12 protein-coding genes are annotated in these 17,820 nt (G+C 60.0%); 8 read left to right on the top strand and 4 right to left on the bottom strand.

All coding sequences use genetic code 11. The annotated features are described in order from the left end of the window. Window positions 1-138 precede the first annotated feature (138 nt). Both HMPREF1255_RS05755 and HMPREF1255_RS05750 read right to left on the bottom strand, forming a co-directional pair. A complete protein-coding gene (locus HMPREF1255_RS05755; protein ID WP_024111221.1) occupies window positions 139-2,091 on the bottom strand; it encodes an ABC transporter ATP-binding protein in 1,953 nt (650 codons plus the stop codon). Next, window positions 2,088-3,827, bottom strand: coding sequence for an ABC transporter ATP-binding protein (locus HMPREF1255_RS05750; protein ID WP_024111058.1), 1,740 nt, complete (start codon window positions 3,825-3,827; stop codon window positions 2,088-2,090). The genes HMPREF1255_RS05755 and HMPREF1255_RS05750 overlap by 4 nt, the downstream gene beginning before the upstream one ends. 131 nt (window positions 3,828-3,958) lie before the next feature. Here HMPREF1255_RS05750 and lysS point away from each other — a divergent pair, with 131 nt between their 5' ends. The 3 genes from lysS (at window position 3,959) to HMPREF1255_RS05740 (ending at window position 6,407) form a co-directional block, all read left to right on the top strand. Beyond that, the gene (lysS, locus tag HMPREF1255_RS05745; protein WP_036917240.1) at window positions 3,959-5,461 is read left to right on the top strand and encodes a lysine--tRNA ligase; all 1,503 of its coding nucleotides are present in this window, start codon (window positions 3,959-3,961) and stop codon (window positions 5,459-5,461) included. Window positions 5,462-5,703: 242 nt separating this feature from the next. After that, window positions 5,704-5,859 (top strand): hypothetical protein, encoded by a 156-nt coding sequence (locus tag HMPREF1255_RS09950; protein WP_016455108.1) that lies wholly within the window; start codon window positions 5,704-5,706, stop codon window positions 5,857-5,859. Window positions 5,860-5,861: 2 nt separating this feature from the next. After that, complete coding sequence (locus HMPREF1255_RS05740; protein WP_016455109.1) at window positions 5,862-6,407, top strand: PH domain-containing protein; 546 nt, start codon at window positions 5,862-5,864, stop codon at window positions 6,405-6,407. A gap of 233 nt (window positions 6,408-6,640) precedes the next feature. On the opposite strand, the gene HMPREF1255_RS09425 is transcribed toward HMPREF1255_RS05740, so the two are convergent. Together HMPREF1255_RS09425 and HMPREF1255_RS05725 are read right to left on the bottom strand one after the other, a co-directional pair. Then, window positions 6,641-8,011 carry a S1C family serine protease gene (locus tag HMPREF1255_RS09425; RefSeq protein WP_016455110.1) on the bottom strand — a complete coding sequence of 457 codons (1,371 nt, stop codon included), beginning with the start codon at window positions 8,009-8,011 and terminating at the stop codon, window positions 6,641-6,643. Between the two features lie 651 nt (window positions 8,012-8,662). After that, on the bottom strand, window positions 8,663-9,250 hold the full coding sequence (locus HMPREF1255_RS05725) for a TetR/AcrR family transcriptional regulator (RefSeq protein ID WP_024111030.1): 588 nt from the start codon (window positions 9,248-9,250) through the stop codon (window positions 8,663-8,665). A gap of 218 nt (window positions 9,251-9,468) precedes the next feature. On the opposite strand from HMPREF1255_RS05725, the gene HMPREF1255_RS05720 reads away from it, so the two are divergent. From HMPREF1255_RS05720 to dcd, 5 genes are all read left to right on the top strand, one after another. Continuing rightward, complete coding sequence (locus HMPREF1255_RS05720) at window positions 9,469-13,947, top strand: 2-hydroxyacyl-CoA dehydratase (protein WP_024111127.1); 4,479 nt, start codon at window positions 9,469-9,471, stop codon at window positions 13,945-13,947. 71 nt (window positions 13,948-14,018) lie between these two features. Beyond that, on the top strand, window positions 14,019-14,744 hold the full coding sequence (locus HMPREF1255_RS05715; RefSeq protein WP_016455114.1) for a response regulator transcription factor: 726 nt from the start codon (window positions 14,019-14,021) through the stop codon (window positions 14,742-14,744). Beyond that, window positions 14,725-16,179 carry a cell wall metabolism sensor histidine kinase WalK gene (locus HMPREF1255_RS05710; RefSeq protein ID WP_024111215.1) on the top strand — a complete coding sequence of 485 codons (1,455 nt, stop codon included), beginning with the start codon at window positions 14,725-14,727 and terminating at the stop codon, window positions 16,177-16,179. The genes HMPREF1255_RS05715 and HMPREF1255_RS05710 overlap by 20 nt, the downstream gene beginning before the upstream one ends. A gap of 81 nt (window positions 16,180-16,260) precedes the next feature. After that, window positions 16,261-16,713 (top strand): SpaA isopeptide-forming pilin-related protein, encoded by a 453-nt coding sequence (locus HMPREF1255_RS05705; RefSeq protein WP_081636623.1) that lies wholly within the window; start codon window positions 16,261-16,263, stop codon window positions 16,711-16,713. Between the two features lie 465 nt (window positions 16,714-17,178). Next, window positions 17,179-17,766 carry a dCTP deaminase gene (gene dcd / locus HMPREF1255_RS05700; protein WP_024111137.1) on the top strand — a complete coding sequence of 196 codons (588 nt, stop codon included), beginning with the start codon at window positions 17,179-17,181 and terminating at the stop codon, window positions 17,764-17,766. The last annotated feature ends 54 nt before the right edge of the window (window positions 17,767-17,820 follow it).

The raw sequence follows: 17,820 nt of genomic DNA, 5'->3' as shown, positions 1-17,820 counted from the left end.
TAAGCGGAGAGTGTGGGACAAAACGTGGTTGCTTACTTCGGGATTTGCGCAATCCGTCGCAATTAATCGCTCTGACTAAGTGTTTTGTATTATTCGTTGTTGAAGTGCCTGGCAGCGACCGAGTTTTGTCACGGCCTTCTAGGCTTCCTCGTCGGCAAACTGGGCCTGGTAGAGCCGCCAGTAGGCGCCCTCTTTGGCGATCAGTTCGTCGTGGCTGCCCTTTTCGACGATGGAGCCGTTCTCCATCACCAGGATGACGTCCGCGTCACGAATCGTGCTCAGCCTGTGTGCGATGACGAAGCTCGTACGGCCGCCGCGCAGTCTGGCCATGGCCTTTTGAACCAAAACCTCGGTGCGGGTATCGACGGAACTGGTGGCCTCGTCGAGGATCAGCACGTCAGGGTCGCTGATGAACGCGCGGGCGATGGTCACCAGCTGCTTCTCGCCGGCAGACACGTTGTTGCCCTCGGAGTCGATGATGGTGTCCATGCCGTCGGGCAGGGTAGCGGCGAAGCGGTCGACGTACGCGGCATCCGCAGCCGACTCCACGTCGGCCTTGCTAGCGTTCTTCTTGCCGTACGCAATGTTGTCGGCAATCTTGCCGCCGAACAGCCACGTGTCCTGAAGCACCATGCCGATGCGGCTGCGCAACTGCTCGCGCGGAATGGAAGAAATGTCGACGCCGTCCAGCAGGATCTTTCCCGACTGCGGTTCGTAGAAACGCTCCAGCAGATTCACCAGTGTGGTCTTTCCTGCACCCGTCGGCCCCACAATAGCTACCGTCTGGCCTGGATCGACGCTCAGGTTCAAGCCCTCGATGAGAGGCTTTTCAGGATCGTAGCTGAAGTGGACATCGACGAACTCGACCTTGCCACAGACGCGGTTTGGCAGGTCGCTAGTGCCGTCCGGGGCTTCCTCGTCGGCGTCCAGAACCTCGAAGACCCGCTCGGCGCTGGCAACGCAGCTTTGCAGCAGGTTAGCCATAGAAGCCACCTGCGTGATCGGCTGGGTGAACATGCGCGAATACTGCATGAACGCCTGCACGTTACCCAACGGCATCTGACCGGCTGCCACCTGCAGCCCGCCAACCACGGCCAGCAGCACGTAGTTGATGTTGCCGATCAGGAAGTTCACCGGCTGGATGAGACCGGAGATGAACTGGGCCCAGAGCGATGCCTTGCACAAGTCGTCATTGGTTTCTGCAAACCGTTTGGCGGCCTGCTCTCGGCGTCCGAAGACGGTGATGATCGAGTGACCGGTGTAGCTTTCCTCGACGTGCGCGTTGAGCTCGCCGGTTGCGTCCCACATGCGCACGAACTGGCGCTGCGCGCGCTTGCCGATGAATGCCGACGCGACGCCCGCCACCGGCACGACGCAGATGGTGATCAGTGCTAGCTTCCAACTGACCACGAACATCATCGCGGTGACGCCGACCAGGCGCAGCACTGCGCCGATCAACTGGCCTAGTGTCTGCTGAAGAGATTGCGAGATGTTGTCGATGTCGTTGGTCATTCGGCTGAGCAACTCGCCGTGGGGCTGCTTGTCGTAGAACGACAGCGGCAGCCTGTCCATCTTTCGGTGCAGCCTGTCTCGCATGCCGAAGATCATGCGCTGAATCGCCCTGTTCAGCAGGTAATGCTGAATGAACGAGAGCACACCCGAAAAAACGTAGAGGCAGAGCGCGAATAGCAGAATCTTGCCCAGCACGCTGAAGTCGATGCCTGCGCCCGGGGTGAAGTTTATGCCGCCGAGCATGTCCGCGAGTTGATCGTTTCCGCTTGCCTGCGCTGCCTCTATGACCTGTTCGCGGGTGACGCCTTCGGGCATGTTTTTCCCGATCACGCCAGAAAAGATCGTGTCGGTTGCCCAACCAAGCACCCTGGGGGCAAACACGCTCAGCGCAACGGAGATTGCGCCCGCCACCAACACGATGATCAGCAGGGTGCGCTCCTCGCGCAGATTCTTCAGCAGCCTGCGCAGCGACGGCCCGAAGGAGATCGCCTTCTCGGGAGCCGCCATGCCGTGACGTCCGCCCGCTCGTCGTCCCGAATGCCTATTTCTGGCCGGAGCCTTGGCTTTTTCTTCGCTCATGCTGACACCTGCTCCTGGGATTCGACGATTTCGCGGTATGTCCTGCAGCTATCCAGCAGCTCCTCGTGGGTGCCGATGCCGTCGATGCGCCCATTCTCGAGCACTACAATCTGGTCAGCGTGGCTGATCGACGACACCCGCTGGGCGACTATCAGCACGCCGGCGTCCGTAGTGGCGTGCGAAAGCTGCGACCTCAGCCGGGCCTCCGTGCTGGCGTCCAACGCGCTGAAGGCGTCGTCGAAGATGTGTAGATCGGGCTTCTTGATCAGCGCGCGGGCGATTGCCAGCCTCTGACGCTGGCCACCGGAGACGTTGGTGCCGCCCTGAGAAATCTTCGCGTTCAACCCGCTGTCCTCGCCGCTGCCGAGCTGCTCGACGAAGTCCGCCTGGGCAACCTTTAGCGCTGCGCGCATCTCGTCCTCGCTTGCGTCAGGTTTGCCAACCTTAAGGTTGGAAGCCACCGTGCCGCTGAACAGGTATGCCTTCTGCGGCACAAGACCGATCTTCGCCCACAGCTTGTCCGGGTCGTAGTTGACGACGTCCACGCCATCAACCAGCACCCGTCCATCGGTAGCGTTGAACAGCCGGGGAATCAGGTTGACCAGAGTCGACTTGCCTGCGCCCGTGGAGCCGATGATCGCCGTCGTCTGGCCGCGCTTGATAGCGAAAGAAATATCCTCGAGGACTGGCTGGCTAGCCCCCGGATAGCAGAACTCCACGCTATCCAGACGGAGGATTTCTTCGCCCGGAGAGTTCGAAGTGACCGGATCGGTGCGCCACGTGACACTCGAATCCGTCTTGAAAACTTCCATGATTCGCTTGGCGCAGACCGCAGCGCGCGGTGCCATCAGCACCATCATCGTGGCCATCATGACGCTCATCAGTATCTGCATCAAATAGGTCAGGAAGGCGATCAGCTTGCCGACCTCCATCTCGCCCGCGTCGATTCGCGAGCCGCCCAACCACATCACGCCGACCTGGCTGACGTCCAAAATGAGCATCACCAGAGGAAACAGCACTGAGAATAGCGTGCCGATGCTCAGCCCGAGTTTCATCAGGCGGTCGTTGGCGTGGGTAAAACGCGCCTGCTCCTGCTCTTCTTGAGTGAAAGCGCGAACCACCCTGATGCCCGTGATCTGCTCGCGAGTCACTCGGTTGATCTCGTCGACGGCGAACTGCTGACGCTGAAAAAGTGGCGTCATGCGCAAAACGATGACGCTCACCGAGATGGCCAGCGCGGCCACCGCAATCAGAATTGTCCAACTCAGCACGACGTCCTGGCGAAGCGCCATGAACACGCCGCCCACCATGGTCAGCGGCGCCGAAATCATCAGTGAACAAGTCATGAACACCAGCGTTTGCACCTGCAGAACGTCGTTTGTGTTGCGCGTGATCAGGCTCGCCGTGCCCAAATCGTTGATCTCGCGAGCCGAAAATTTCAGCGCGTGATTGAACAGTGCAGAACGGACGTCACGGCCGAACTTCATCGCCGCATTCGCGGCCAAAAACACTGCCGCGCACTGCGCCAGCACCTGCACACCGGCGACCGCGAGCATCTGAGCTCCGCGGTGAACGATGTAATCGGTGTCGGCCCGAGCCACGCCCTGATCGATGATCTGCCCGTTCATCGTGGGTAGCAACAGGCTGGCGCAGACAGCAACAAGCTGCAGCGCCGCTACGCCAGCCACATAACCCAGGTAGGGCCGGATGTACCTATTAATTAGCTTTATCAGCACGTAAATCGCCTAAGTGCTAGAAGAATTGACGCTTAAGAGCTTAGTTCGTGCCACTGACAATCCTAAGCATGGGTAAGCTAACTGAATTTCGATTTTCGCCCATCCCCTAATAGCCGGGTAATCTATTGGGCGTGAGTGAACACGAGTTTTCTGAACAAGAGCAGATTAGGCACGAAAAGCGCGAGCGCATCATCGCAGCCGGCGGCCAGGCATACCCCGTCGACCTGCGACGCACCCACACGCTCTCCCAAATCCGAAAGGCGTGGGACGACAAACTCGAAAATGGCGAAGAGGTGCGCGACGAGGTCGTCGAAATCGGTGGCCGCGTAATTTTCGTTCGTAACACCGGCAAACTGTGTTTCACCGCTCTTCAGGACGGCTTCACCCACGAAAACAACGGCGAGCGGCTGCAAGTGATGCTCTCCCTGGCCAACGTCGGTCAGGAAGCGCTAGATCAGTGGAAGGCCGACGTCGACCTGGGTGACTTCGTCTGGGTGCGCGGCTTCATCACCCGCTCCAAGCGCGGCGAGCTTTCCGTCATGGCCACCGAGTGGAAGATGGCGTCCAAAGCGCTGCGCCCGCTGCCCACCATGCACAAGGAACTCAGCGAGGAATCCCGCGTCCGCCAGCGCTACAGCGATCTGATCATGCGCCCCGAAGCCCGCGAGATGGTGCGCAAGCGCGCAGCCGTCACCAAGGCCGTTCGCGACACTCTCGACGCCCAGGGCTTCATCGAGATCGAAACCCCAACCCTGCAGCTCATCCACGGCGGTGCCGCGGCGAGGCCATTCAACACCCACCTGAACGCCTTCGACATCGACATGACGCTGCGCATCGCTCTTGAGCTTTACCTGAAGCGCACCATGGTTGGCGGCACCGACCGCGTCTACGAGATCGGCCGCGTCTTCCGCAACGAGGGTATTGATTCGACGCACTCCGCCGAGTTCACGATGCTCGAGGCGTACATGAGCTGGGGCGACCAGTTCACTATCGCCGACGTCATCAAGAACGTCATCATGAACGCCGCCGAGGCCATCGACATGTTCGAGATCGAGCGTCCGGACGGCCAGGTCATCGACCTGCGTGGTGAGTGGAAGTGGCTGCCGCTATACGACGGCCTGTCCGAGAAGATTGGCGAGGAGATCACCGTCGAGACGCCGCGCGAGAAGCTCGTAGCGATGCTTAACAAGTTCGAGATCGAGTTCGACCCGGCCCTCTGCGACGGCAAACTAGCCATGGAACTCTTCGAGGAACTCGTTGAGCCCGAACTCATCCAGCCGACCTTCGTCTGCGACTACCCGGCCATCGCGCAGCCGCTGGCCCGTCCGCACCGCAGCAAGCCCGGCCTGATCGAGGCCTGGGACCTGATGATTGGTGGTGTCGAGCGCGGCACCGGCTTCAGCGAGCTCATCGACCCGGTCATCCAGCGCGAGGTGCTCACCGAGCAGTCCCTCAAGGCGGCTGCCGGCGACCCCGAGGCCATGCAGCTCGACGAGGACTTCCTCGAGGCACTCGAGCAGGGTTGCCCGCCCATGGGCGGCCTCGGCCTGGGCATGGACCGTCTGCTGATGCTGTTCACCAACGCTGGTATCCGGGAAACGATCCTCTATCCGTTACTTCGCCCCCAGGGCTAAGAACCGAAACTTAAAACGCCGGGTTCGCCCGGCGTTTTTAAGTTTTCTTTGGGGATATCTTTGGTGATCGTGTCTGAGGCGTTCGTCGCTATCGGGCCTTTTTAGGAATCGGCTCGTGTCGAAATGGTCCAGGAACAGGCGCCAGCGTCGGCGCGTCTAAAGTTTCAGGCCCCGATTTTTGCAACACTTGTGTACAGGTGCGTCCAGCGCGCCCAAATTCTCCTACTTCCTCAGGAGGCAAAATGAGTAAACACATCCGCAACCTGTTTTTGATATTGGTCGTCGGGTTCCTGCTGTTCTACCTATTTACGAACCCGCAGGGTGCGGCGGACGCCGTGCGAACCGTCGTCGGCTGGGGTGAATCTGTCATCGAATTCTTCGCGAGCCTAGCCAAGTAGCTGTGGCTTCGTTTCTTGACCCCGACGTCGAGCAGTATCTGCTGCTAGACGAGGGTGAAATACTCGTCGACGAGATCGGTCGGCACTGGGTGACACGGGTCATCCCCGTGCTGACGATCCTGGCCGGAGCAGCCTTCTTCGGCCTCATCCCCTCGTTCGCTAATATCTGGCTGGTGCCGTTCGTCATCAGCTTCGCGTTGGTATGCCGAGGCGCCTGGAAGCTTGCGCAGGAGCAGGTGGACCGCTTCGTCGTCACCAACATGCGGGTTTTTCGTGTCAACGGCGTTTTCAATCGCCATCTGGCCATCGTGCCCATCGCGAGGATCCTAGACATTTCCGTCTCCCGCCCCTTTCTGGGGCTGATTTTGGGCTACGGTCACTTCATTTTTGAATCGGCCGCCCAAGAGCAGGGCCTGAGAAACATTAAATTCGTGCCGCACATCCTCGTTCACGACAAAACCATTCAGACAATCATCGCCAGGTCCGGGGTGCGCGCCCGTGCTGAACTCACGAGTGACGATCTTGACGACCTCAACGATGGAACTTGAGCTTGGTCTAGCGCCGCAAAAAATCTGCCAAACTCAACGCGCTAATTCCGCCGCAATGTTGCAAAAAAGCAAACCCCCTAGTCAGGGGGTTTTAGTTTTCCTAGTTGTCGCTGAATCCGGATTAGCGCGTTGAGTTTGGCAGAAAATTCTCGAAGCAAAATAAAAAGCCGGGAAAGAAGGTGCCCCGCAGAAGAAGGGGGAATTGCTGCGGGGCACCGATTGGGGGTTAACGACTAATTGACGTCGCTAACACCAAGCGTAACAGTATAGCTTTTTTGCGTAAAATCTGACATACGAGTTTCGCCCTGTTCGCTTTGATGGGAACCAGAATTGGTCAGAACCTGCACCTCGATCTTCTGCTCGGGTCCGTACTGTTCGAGAATCTGAGTCAATGCGCTCGCTGATGAAACCTTCTTGCCATTAACGCCAACAATAATGTCTCCGGACTGAATTCCCGCGTCTGCCGCTGGGCCACTAGCTTGTGCGACGAGCGCCCCGACGGTGTTGTATCCGTCAGACGCATCCCGAACCATCACGCCTAGCTGAGCGCGCGGGCCGATCTTGATGGTGCCGGAGGCCTGCTTGTTAACGATTTGCTTGGCCAGATCGAGCGCGTAGTTAATCGGGATCACAAAACTTGTTGATTCGGTGGATTCGCCATTATCTGAGGCAGCCGCAGAAGTAACGCCGATCACTTCGTTCTTTTTGTTGAAGGTGGGGCCGCCCGAATCGCCCGGCACTGCGGCCGTCGTAGTGCGGATCATGCCCAGGAGGGTCTGCTGCGAACCACCGGTCTGGTCGCCGACGTTGATGCGCTGACCAACGGCAGAAACTTCGCCGGGGCTCGCCACAAGTTTGCCGCCGCCTGAAGCGTTGCCGACCGTCGTCACCTCTTCGCCGACGCTGACGCCGTCGCCATTCATTGTGACGGTGTCCAGGCCTTCCGCGTCAATCTTCAGCACCGCAACATCGGAGACCGCATCGCGGCCAAGCAGTGTGGCCGAGTAGCTCTTGCCTGTGGATGCGATCGTCACGCGAATGTGGTCGGAGCCTTTGACCACGTGGTAGTTGGTGAGGATCTGGCCGTCGCTGGTGATCACCATTCCGGTGCCGGAGCCGCCGCCCGAAGGACCTGTGGTGTCGATGATGGCAACGCCCTTGCTCTGTTTTTTAGTGGGGGCGGTGTATTGCTGCTCGCCCAGCTGGGTGTTGCCCGGCACGTACTGCTGCTGAGACTCGATCTGGCGCTCGAAACCGCCGTTCAGCGCCTGGACACCCGCAAAGATCAGGCCGCCCTGCAGAGCCAGCGCTGCGACGACCGCGGCTGCGATGCCGACGATTCGCTTCTTGCTGCGCGGCTTCTGCTGCACCGGCTGAGCCTGGTTAGGCGCGTAGAAGTTCTGCTGCGCCCAAGGACGCGGGCTCTGCTGATTGGCCCCAGGCTGGGTGAAGCCCGGCTGGCCAAAATTTTGCTGCGCGCTCTGACCCGACTGGCCATTATTCTGTTGGCCGTGCCGGACGCCATTCACGTCCTGGTCGAAGTCAGCGCGGAAATCGATGCGCGTCGGCTCCTGGTCGAAATATCCGTTGTTGTTTTCGCTCATGCCTAAACCTAACCAAACGAATCTTAGTCGAATATTTGTTTGCCCTGTGCGCAACCTGTGAACGATTTTTAAAACTATTGATCATCAACGGGAACGAAAATGTCCGTAGTCGAACTTTTCTGCACCAGCTAATAATTCTCTAGTTATCGGGAACCAAAAGATTCGACTACGAACTTTTTGGGTCCCGTTGTTTTTCGACGACGTGATCGGTTTGGGTGTTCGCGTCTGGTGGTGGGCCTTGGTGCTCTTGGTTGGTGCTTGGTCTGGACATTCTTGGTTGGCGGTTGCCTGGTTGCTTTTTGACGGTTGTGGGATTCGGGTCTTTGCGTCACTGGCAACGTGTCTCCGCTTCGCTGTCATCGCAAGCGATGAGAGCTGAGCGAAGACACGGCGACTCGCTCGACAACCCAACCCAGGCCAGCAGCCGACCAGAAGCAGCCAGGCCGTCAGGCGACCTTAAGTATCCAGGCCAGCAGCCGACCTTGAGCAGCCATGCCGCCAGGCGACCAGAAGCAATCAGGTCAACCACTAACGGAGAACGTCCAGGCCGAACCACCACGTCTCCAGAAACAGCGGGCATCAATTGGCTCGGCTATGAGCCATTTGGTCACGTACTCAGTGAGTGGGTGCTTCGGGGTGCGGGGCCTCGGGTTAGACGGTGGCGTCGGTTTGGCGGGTCACCTCGAGGCTCAGCTGGGCGTAGCGCAGGTACTCGTCCTCGTCGAAGTTACTGATTAGGCGTCGCTGAGTGATGAAGCCGAGGACGAGGCCGACGTAAAGCTGGCTGCGGCCCTCCATCATGGCCTCGGGGATGCCGTTTTGGGTTGCCCACGAAATCATGGTGTCCTCGAGCGCGTCACGCAGGGGTTTGAACTCTGCCTGGAGAAGCCTGCCGAGCTCGTCATCGGTTGCTGCGCCCGCGCCTAACTGCAGCAGCAGGTCGCCGAGTTCGGGAGCTGCCTGAACCGCGCGGATCGAAAATTCGATCAGCTGCATGGGGGAGCGGGCTTCGTCGCGGAATTCCGAGAGTGCTTGAAGTGGCCAGCTGATCGCCTGCCGGGCAACCTCCGTGACGATCGAGTTCTTGCTGCCGAAGTGGTGATAGATGGCACCGGCAGACACTCCGGAACCCTTGATGAGCTGAGACATCGTCATGCCGTTGACGCCGTGCGCGCAGATCAAGTCGGCAGCTGTGTCGATGATGACAAGCTGCTTGTTGGCTTTGGCTGTGTTCGGCATTTCCTTCATGCTAGCGAATGCGCGTCGAATTGCCCGAAGCGGGCGTGCTGTTGGCGGGCCGGCGTCCCCACCGTTCTCGTTTTTACGCCTGTTTAAGATGAGAAGGTTGCCTTCCGTCCCTATGGCCAAAGCGTGGAGTTTGAGTAGAATGAATCAAAACAGAACGATCATTCTATTTTTGCTCGTGATGCTGCCACGGAAATCGGGAGGCTTCCGCAGTGAGCTTGACTCAGAACGCTTCATCCGTCCGGGTGGACGAAACTTTTGATTCCCGCGCCCGCACGCTCTCGCTGGGTCTCGACGTGGGCTCCACCACCGTCAAGGCCGTGGTTTTGGACGGCAAGGAGATCCTGTTCTCCGACTACCGCCGCCACAACGCAGACGTTCGTGGTGAGCTGGCCAAGCTGCTTTCCGATGTCGAAAAGGAATTCCCGGGCGACGCGGTCAAGGTGGCCATGACGGGCTCCGGGGGCCTGGGCGTGGCGAAGGCGATGGGCATCCAATTCTCCCAGGAGGTCATCACCGCCACCGAGGCGATCGAGCAGCTCAACCCGGACGTTGACGTCATCATCGAGCTGGGTGGCGAGGACGCCAAGATCACCTACCTGCACCCGACCCCCGAGCAGCGAATGAACGGCACCTGCGCCGGCGGCACCGGCGCCTTCATCGACCAGATGGCGACGCTGCTGAAGGTCAGCACTGGTGAGATGAACGAACTGGCCGCCGGTTACAAGAACCTCTACCCGATCGCGTCGCGCTGCGGCGTGTTCGCCAAGACAGACGTCCAGCCGTTGCTGAACCAGGGTGCCGCGCACGAGGACATCGCCGCAAGCATTTTCCAGGCCGTGGCCACCCAGACCGTCTCGGGCCTGGCGTGCGGCCGCCCGATTCGCGGCACCGTCATCTTCTTGGGCGGCCCGCTGCACTTCCTGCCCGAGCTGCGCGCAGCTTTCAAGCGCGCGCTGGGAGACAACGTCGATCGGTTCGTGACCCCGGAAAACGGCCAGCTTTACGTGGCGATCGGTGCCGCGCTTCTGGCCGAGGGCCCCGCGCTGAGCCTAGGCCACTTGGCCAAGGAACTGCAGAGCGCAAACGACGTCTCGATGGCCACCAACACCATGCGCCCGTTGTTCATCGATCAGAACGAGCGAGACGAGTTCGATGCCCGCCACTCCAAGGCTCGCGTCGATTTCGCCACCATGGACGACGTCACCGGCCCGCTTTGGCTGGGCATCGACGCTGGTTCGACAACTATTAAGTCGGTGCTGCTGGATTCGCGAGACCGCATCGTCCACCAGACCTACGGCTCCAACGAGGGCGACCCCACCTCGGCGGCCGTCAAGATCGCCAAGGATGTCTACGCGGCGCTCCCCGAGGGTGCCTACATCGGGCGGGCTTGCGTCACCGGCTACGGTGAGGATCTGGTCAAGGCCGCGCTGCACGCCGATGAGGGCGTCATCGAGACGATGGCCCACTACCGCGCCGCCAAGCACCTGAATCCAGATGTCACCAGCGTTGTCGATATCGGCGGCCAGGACATGAAGTACCTGCGCATCCGCAATAACGCGGTTGATTCGATCTCCGTGAACGAGGCCTGCAGCTCCGGCTGCGGTTCGTTCTTGCAGACGTTCGCCGAGACGATGGGCACTGACGTCATTAACTTCGCCAAGGTTGGCACCCAGTCTAAGGCCCCGGTGGATCTTGGTTCGCGCTGCACGGTGTTCATGAATTCATCGGTGAAGCAGGCCCAGAAGGAAGGCGCCGAGATCGGCGACATTTCCGCGGGCCTCAGCTACTCGGTTGTGCGCAATGCTCTATATAAGGTGATGAAGCTGCGCGACACCGCCGAGCTGGGCGACCAGGTTGTTGTGCAGGGCGGCACGTTCCTGAACGATGCTGTGCTTCGCGCGTTCGAGCTGCTGACCGGCGTCGAGGTGACCCGCCCGAACATAGCCGGCCTGATGGGCGCCTACGGTGCCGCGCTGACCGCGAAGATGCATTACGGCGAGGGCGAACACTCCGACATGGACACCCGCGACCTGGACAACTTCGAGGTCACTGCTAGCCAGCGCACCTGCAAGCTGTGCCAGAACCACTGCAAGCTCACCATCACCAACTTCGACGACGGTTCCCGTCACGTCTCCGGTAACCGCTGCGAGCGCGGCGCGAGCCTGGAGGCACGTCCGAAGAAGTCGCAGGTGCCTAACCTGTACGACTACAAATACAAGCGCATCTTCGGCTACCGCCGCTTGACCGACAAGAAGGCGACGCGCGGCGCGATCGGCGTCCCGCGCGCGCTGGGCATGTACGAGAACTATCCGTTGTGGTTCACGATCCTCACCAATCTGGGTTTCAAGGTGATGCTTTCGGGCCGCAGCAGCCACGACCTTTTCCAGACCGGGATGGAGTCGATCCCGTCCGAGAACGTCTGTTACCCGGCGAAACTGGCGCACGGCCACGTCGAATGGCTGCTTGACAAGGGCGTCGACACCATCTTTATGCCTTGCGTTAGCTACGAGCGCAGGCAATTCTCGGATGCGGACAACAACTACAACTGCCCGATCGTGGCTTTCTACCCGCAGGTGTTGGCCAAGAACATGGAGCACCTGCAGCGCGAAGGTGTGCGGTTCATGACGCCGTTCGTCAACCTGGACAACCCGGAGAAACTGCCCGAGCGACTGGTGGAGATCTTCGGGGATTGGGACGTCAGCCTGCCCGAGGCCAAGGCGGCAGTCGCCGCCGGCTACGAGGAGATGGGCAACGTGTACGCCGATATCAAGGCGGAGGGCGACCGCGCGTTACAGTACGCCCGCGAGCATGATTTGCGCGTCATCGTGCTGGCCGGACGCCCGTACCACATCGATCCGGAGATCAACCACGGCATTCCTGAGGTCATTCAGACCCTCGGCATGGTGGTGGTCAGCGAGGACGCGTTGACTTCCGGCCTGGCCGAGTCGACGCTGCCCAGGCCACTGCGCGTGCGCGACCAGTGGGTCTACCACACCAGGCTCTACGAATCGGCGAATATCGTCTCTGCCGAGCCGGACATGTCGCTGGTTCAGCTCAACAGCTTCGGTTGCGGCCTGGATGCTGTCACTACCGACCAGGTTCAGGAGATTCTCGAAGCCGCCGGCGATGTGTACACGGTTCTGAAGATCGACGAGGTTTCGAACCTCGGTGCCGCCCGCATTCGCCTGCGTTCGCTGAAGGCCGCGCTTGCCGAGCGCACCCCGTCGAGCGCGGAAATCGACACCACAGGACAGGATTCCCAGCCGATCTTCGGCATTGCAGAGCGCGAGACCCACACGGTTTACGTGCCGCAGATGGCCCCGATCCACTTCAGAATGATTGCTCCGGTGATGAGCCGCAGCGGCCTGAACGTGGAGGTGCTCGAACACGCCAGCCGCGAGGACATCGAAGTTGGTTTGAAGTACGTCAACAACGACGCCTGTTACCCGGCCATCATGGTCATCGGCCAGCTAGTTAATAAATTCCTCACCGGCGGCGCCGACCCCGACAAGTCGACGGTGGCGATCACCCAGACCGGCGGCATGTGCCGCGCGACCAACTATGTCGGAATGTTGCGAAAGGCGCTCAAGGACGCCGGCTACCCGCAGGTGCCGGTGCTAGCCATCAGCGCCCAGGGCATCGAGCAGAACCCGGGCTTCAAGATCACCCTGCCGATGATGCATCGCGGTCTGCAGGCCTTGACGCTGGGCGACCTGCTGCAGAACGTGCTGCTGCGTGTGCGCCCCTACGAACGTGAGGAGGGCTCGGCGATGGCGCTGTATCGTCGCTGGGACGACATCACCCGCGAGTTTTTCGCCAACTCCGGCTATTCGAAGACGCTGGGCAGGCGGGTCGGCTACAACTGGATGATCAAAAACATCGTCCGCGAATTCGACGAGTTGCCGCTGCTTAGCATCGAGCGCAAGCCCCGCGTCGGCGTGGTTGGCGAGATTCTGGTGAAGTTTCAGCCGGACGCCAACAACGACGCCGTGCGCGTCATTGAGGATGAGGGTTGCGAGGCTGTCCTGCCGGGCTTGAGCGCATTCTTCCTGCAGTCCATGGCCACCGGCGAATTCCAGCGCGACAACTTCGGTCTGGGCACCACAAAGAGCCGTCTGAGCAAGAAGTTCGGCATCTGGCTGATCGAACAGTACGAGAAGCCGATGCGTGCCGCGCTGGCCGCCACCAACGGCAAGTTCGACGTCCCCGGAACTATCGAGGAGCTTGCAGAGAAGGCACAGCGCGTCATCAGCCTGGGCACGCAGGCCGGCGAGGGCTGGCTGCTTGTTGGCGAGATCGTAGAGCTGATCGAGCATGGCACACCCAACGTCATCTGCGCGCAGCCGTTTGCTTGCCTGCCGAATCACGTTATCGGGCGCGGCATGTTCAAGGAGCTGCGCGCCCAGTATCCGCAGGCCAACCTGGTTTCGATCGACTACGATCCGGGCGCCAGCGAGGTCAACCAGCTGAACCGCATCAAGCTGATGATCGCAACCGCGCACAAGGCCGCCGGCACCAAGGCGACGCTAGCCGACTGGTCTGACGGCGACGAGTTCACCGCGGTGGATCCGCAGCCGACGGCAAGCGGGGTCTCGAATCGTGCTGCTGCCGCCATGCGCTCGCTAGGCATCACGGTTGTGGGGCAGAAATCGGAGGGCTGCTGCTCGAGCGACTGCGGATGTAGCTAAACACAGCTTCTTCACAGTTTTCTCATAGTCTTTTGCATGAATATGGCCTTAGGCTTGGAGCGGAGGCACAGATGGAAGCTGGTAAAGAAAGACAGATAAGCCGGGCCGACGGCACCCCGATCCGCGTGTTAGCGGTTGACGATGAGCCGTCGATCACTGAGTTGCTAGGTATGGCGTTGCGCTATGAGGGCTGGGAAGTTTTCACCGCCTCGCGTGGGCGTCAGGCAGTCGAGGTCGCTAAGTTGCACAAGCCGGACGTCGCGATTCTCGACGTCATGTTGCCCGATATTGATGGTTTCGAGGTCATGCGTCGCATTCGCGCGGACCAGCCGAACATTCCGGTGATTTTCCTGACTGCTAAGGACGCGGTCCGCGACCGAATCAGCGGCCTGACCGCCGGTGGTGACGACTACGTCACCAAGCCGTTCAGCGTGGAAGAGCTGGTGGCCAGGCTTCGGGCGCTGCTGCGTCGTTCGGGAACGGCCACCCAGGAAAGTAACTCGCAGTTGGTGGTTGGCGATCTGGTGCTCGATGAGGATTCCCACGAGGTGACGCGCGACGGCGACGAGATCCACCTGACCAACACCGAGTTCGAACTTCTTCGTTACCTAATGCGTAACCCACGTAGGGTGCTGAGCAAGGCTCAGATCCTCGATCGAGTCTGGAATTACGATTTCGGTGGCCAGGCCAACGTCGTCGAGCTTTACATCAGTTACTTGCGTAAGAAGATCGACGCCGGCCGCGAGCCGATGATTCACACTGTGCGTGGCGCCGGATATGTCGTTAAACCCGCCTAACCTGAGCAAGGCTTCGCTGCGTTCCCGCCTCACCAGGCAGGTGGGTATCATCGTGGCGCTAGTGGCTTTGTTGTTGTCGATGATTTCGGTTGGTGTTATCCGGCAGCTTCTGATTTCCAACATTGATAGCCAAATTAGCTACGTTTTTGGAAATCCTGACGAGCCAGTTGTGCTTGATGAATTGCGAGTTGGTGGCTTGCCAGGTGGGTCTTTCATCGTGATTGCTAAGGACGGTGAGATTCACGCGCAAATCGTCACTGATTCCGGTTTTGGTGTGCCGAACGCGGAGCAGTTCAAAAAGGTGCTCCGTGTGGAGTGCGACGGCCGGCCCCGCAACATTAACGTCGGCCATCTTGGGCCTTATCGGGCGCAGTGTTCCGCCGCGACTGGCCCGCAGGTGTATGTGGCTATTCCGCTGTCGTCGGTAAATGGGCTTGTGGCGAACATCTTCCTGGCCGAGCTGGTGCTGTGCCTTCTTGCTGTGGTTGCTGCCGTTTTAGTCGTGAACCGGGTGATCGGCCGTGCCCTGTCTCCGCTTGGCCGGCTGGCGGCGACGGCCACGCAGGTCTCGCAGATGCCGCTGGGCAGCGGCGAGGTTTCGCTGAAGGTGCGAGTGCCGGCCACCTCCGACGGCAACGAGATCGACCGCGTTGGCTACGCGTTCAACAGAATGCTCGATCACGTCGAAAATTCGTTGCAGTCGCGGCAGGAGTCCGAATCTAGCGTGCGGCGGTTCGTTTCGGATGCCAGCCACGAGTTGCGCAACCCGTTGGCGTCGATCCGGGGTTACGCCGAACTCTTAAATAGGCGTAGCGCCGAGCTGGATGATGGCTCCGCTAGAGCCGTCGATCGCATCGATTTCGAGTCGCGGCGCATGAGCCGTCTGGTTGAGGACATGCTGCTGCTGGCCAGGCTCGACGAGGGACGTGGCATCGACGTCGAAGACGTGGACGTGGTGGAGATCGCGCTTAATGCGGTGTCTGATGCCCAGGTTTCAGATAGGCAGCACCGTTGGCTGTTGGATCTGCCCGACCCGGAGGCGGGCGATGTGGTTGTGCGCGGCGACAAGTTCCGGCTGCAGCAGGTGGTGGCTAATTTGCTGGGTAATGCTCGCAAGCACACGGGCGCCGGCACATCGGTGATGACGAAGGTGGCGGTTGATAACGGCTGGGCGGTAATAACCATCGCCGACGACGGGCCCGGCATCGACCCCGAGCTTTTGCCGCACATCTTCGAGCGCTTTACCCGCGCGGACTCGTCAAGGGCGCATAACGCCGAGGGTTCGACGGGTCTTGGGCTGTCTATTGTGGCCTCGCTGGTGGAGGCGCACGGCGGCAAGGTGGCTGTCAGGAGCACGCTTGGTAAGGGTGCCGAATTCGAGATTCGACTGCCGCTTGCGGGTAATCAGGTTCAAACCGAACCGCAATCCCGCTGAAGGTTGGCGTCCGCGTCCCGAATGCGGTCAAGATTCAAAAGTCCCTGATCGATTCCGCTGGTGAACCGTTGACGGCGACGCCTGCAAGATCGACACCGACTGGCGCTGAAGGGTGCCACCTTCGGCCTGTACAGCCCGGATAAGGCCGACGCGTTGCCTGAGGCCGACGTCAAGGCGCTAGGCGATGATGTCCCTGCGACCACCGAGTACAACGGAACCTCCTACTACCTGTTTAAGACTGCCGTCTCGGATAAGGACGGCGCGGTATCCTTCGATGGCTTGAACAAGGACAAGTATTTCGTCGCTGAGCTGAAGGCCCCGGACGGCTACAACGCCACCTGGAGCGGCTGGGAGTTCACGAAACCCGCAGCCGGGCAGCAGCCCGATGCGACGACGGTCAAGAACTACGGCGGCTATATTCTGCCTAAGAGCGGCGGCATTGGCACCGCGATTTTCACCGTGGTCGGTTTGCTGCTGGCTGGCAGCTCAGCCCTGGCCATCGTTTATCGGGGTAGGTATCGTCACGACAACTAAGAACGACGCTAGCGGCCGCGCTCAAGGAAACTTGGCGTGGCCGTTTAGCCTTTTCTTTAGTCTTGAACATCTGGTTGCATAAAAATAGCGCCATTCCAATGGAGCGGCACCATTAGTTAAGGCTTAAGCCTTATTTCTTGCGACGCAACAGCGCGATTCCACCAGCTATAAACAACGCGGCAAAACCTACGGCTGCGAAGCCGGCCTCAGCGCTGGCGATCATCGACTTCGGGTCGAAATCATCGCCAACGAAAATAGTTTCATCCTTAGTCCCGATGTCAGGAGAAACGCTCTGTCAAGCGGCGGCCAGCCTAACAAGGTGGCGTAATTGGTCGGTTGAGTCTGCCAAGCGTTCAGGCTGATCAATAGGGGTTAAATCTTAAAAATCACACATAACTATGCAGCTTTGGTCGAGAAAACGGCACACTATTCGGTCTACGCGGCTCGGTTCGCTAGATTTAGATCATGCTGTTGTCAGACCGCGACATTAACGCTCAGATTTCCTCCGGCCGCGTGCGCCTCGACCCGTGGGACCCGGAAACGGTTCAGCCCTCCAGCATCGACGTGCGCCTGGACCGCTATTTCCGCATCTTCGAGAACCACCGCTACCCGGTGATCGATCCTGCCGCTGAACAAAACGAACTGACCCGCATGGTCACTCCTAACGGCGACGACCCGTTCGTTCTGCACCCCGGAGAGTTCGTGCTGGGCGCAACCTACGAGTATGTGACGCTGCCCGACGACGTCGCAGCCCGTCTCGAAGGCAAATCGTCACTCGGACGTCTCGGCCTGTTGACGCACTCCACCGCGGGCTTCATCGACCCCGGCTTCAACGGACACATCACGCTAGAGCTGTCCAACATGTCGACGCTGCCGCTCAAGCTGTACCCCGGCATGAAGATCGGCCAACTCTGCTTCTTCCAACTCAGTTCTCCCGCCGAGCAACCGTACGGTTCCGCGTCTACCGGCTCCCACTATCAGGGCCAGCGCGGCCCGACGGCCAGCCGCTCGTACCAGAACTTCTACCGCACCGACATCCCCCTGGCCGAGTAGTTTTCGCAACCACTCGTCCTAAGGATTAGCGGGAACCTAAAGGCTCGATGTCGA

It is taken from the genome of Propionimicrobium sp. BV2F7 (genome assembly GCF_000510445.1).
Lineage (GTDB): Bacteria > Actinomycetota > Actinomycetes > Propionibacteriales > Propionibacteriaceae > Propionimicrobium > Propionimicrobium lymphophilum.
This window is presented reverse-complemented; position numbering and strand designations above follow the sequence as displayed.

Bases quoted from the DNA above. Each gene is read 5' to 3' on its own strand.
- HMPREF1255_RS05755 (WP_024111221.1), bottom strand. From the start codon at position 2,091: ATGAGCGAAGAAAAAGCCAAGGCTCCGGCCAGAAATAGGCATTCGGGA.
- HMPREF1255_RS09950 (WP_016455108.1), top strand. From the start codon at position 5,704: ATGAGTAAACACATCCGCAACCTGTTTTTGATATTGGTCGTCGGGTTC.
- HMPREF1255_RS09425 (WP_016455110.1), bottom strand. From the start codon at position 8,011: ATGAGCGAAAACAACAACGGATATTTCGACCAGGAGCCGACGCGCATC.
- HMPREF1255_RS05725 (WP_024111030.1), bottom strand. From the start codon at position 9,250: ATGCCGAACACAGCCAAAGCCAACAAGCAGCTTGTCATCATCGACACA.
- HMPREF1255_RS05715 (WP_016455114.1), top strand. From the start codon at position 14,019: ATGGAAGCTGGTAAAGAAAGACAGATAAGCCGGGCCGACGGCACCCCG.
- HMPREF1255_RS05710 (WP_024111215.1), top strand. From the start codon at position 14,725: ATGTCGTTAAACCCGCCTAACCTGAGCAAGGCTTCGCTGCGTTCCCGC.
- dcd (WP_024111137.1), top strand. From the start codon at position 17,179: ATGCTGTTGTCAGACCGCGACATTAACGCTCAGATTTCCTCCGGCCGC.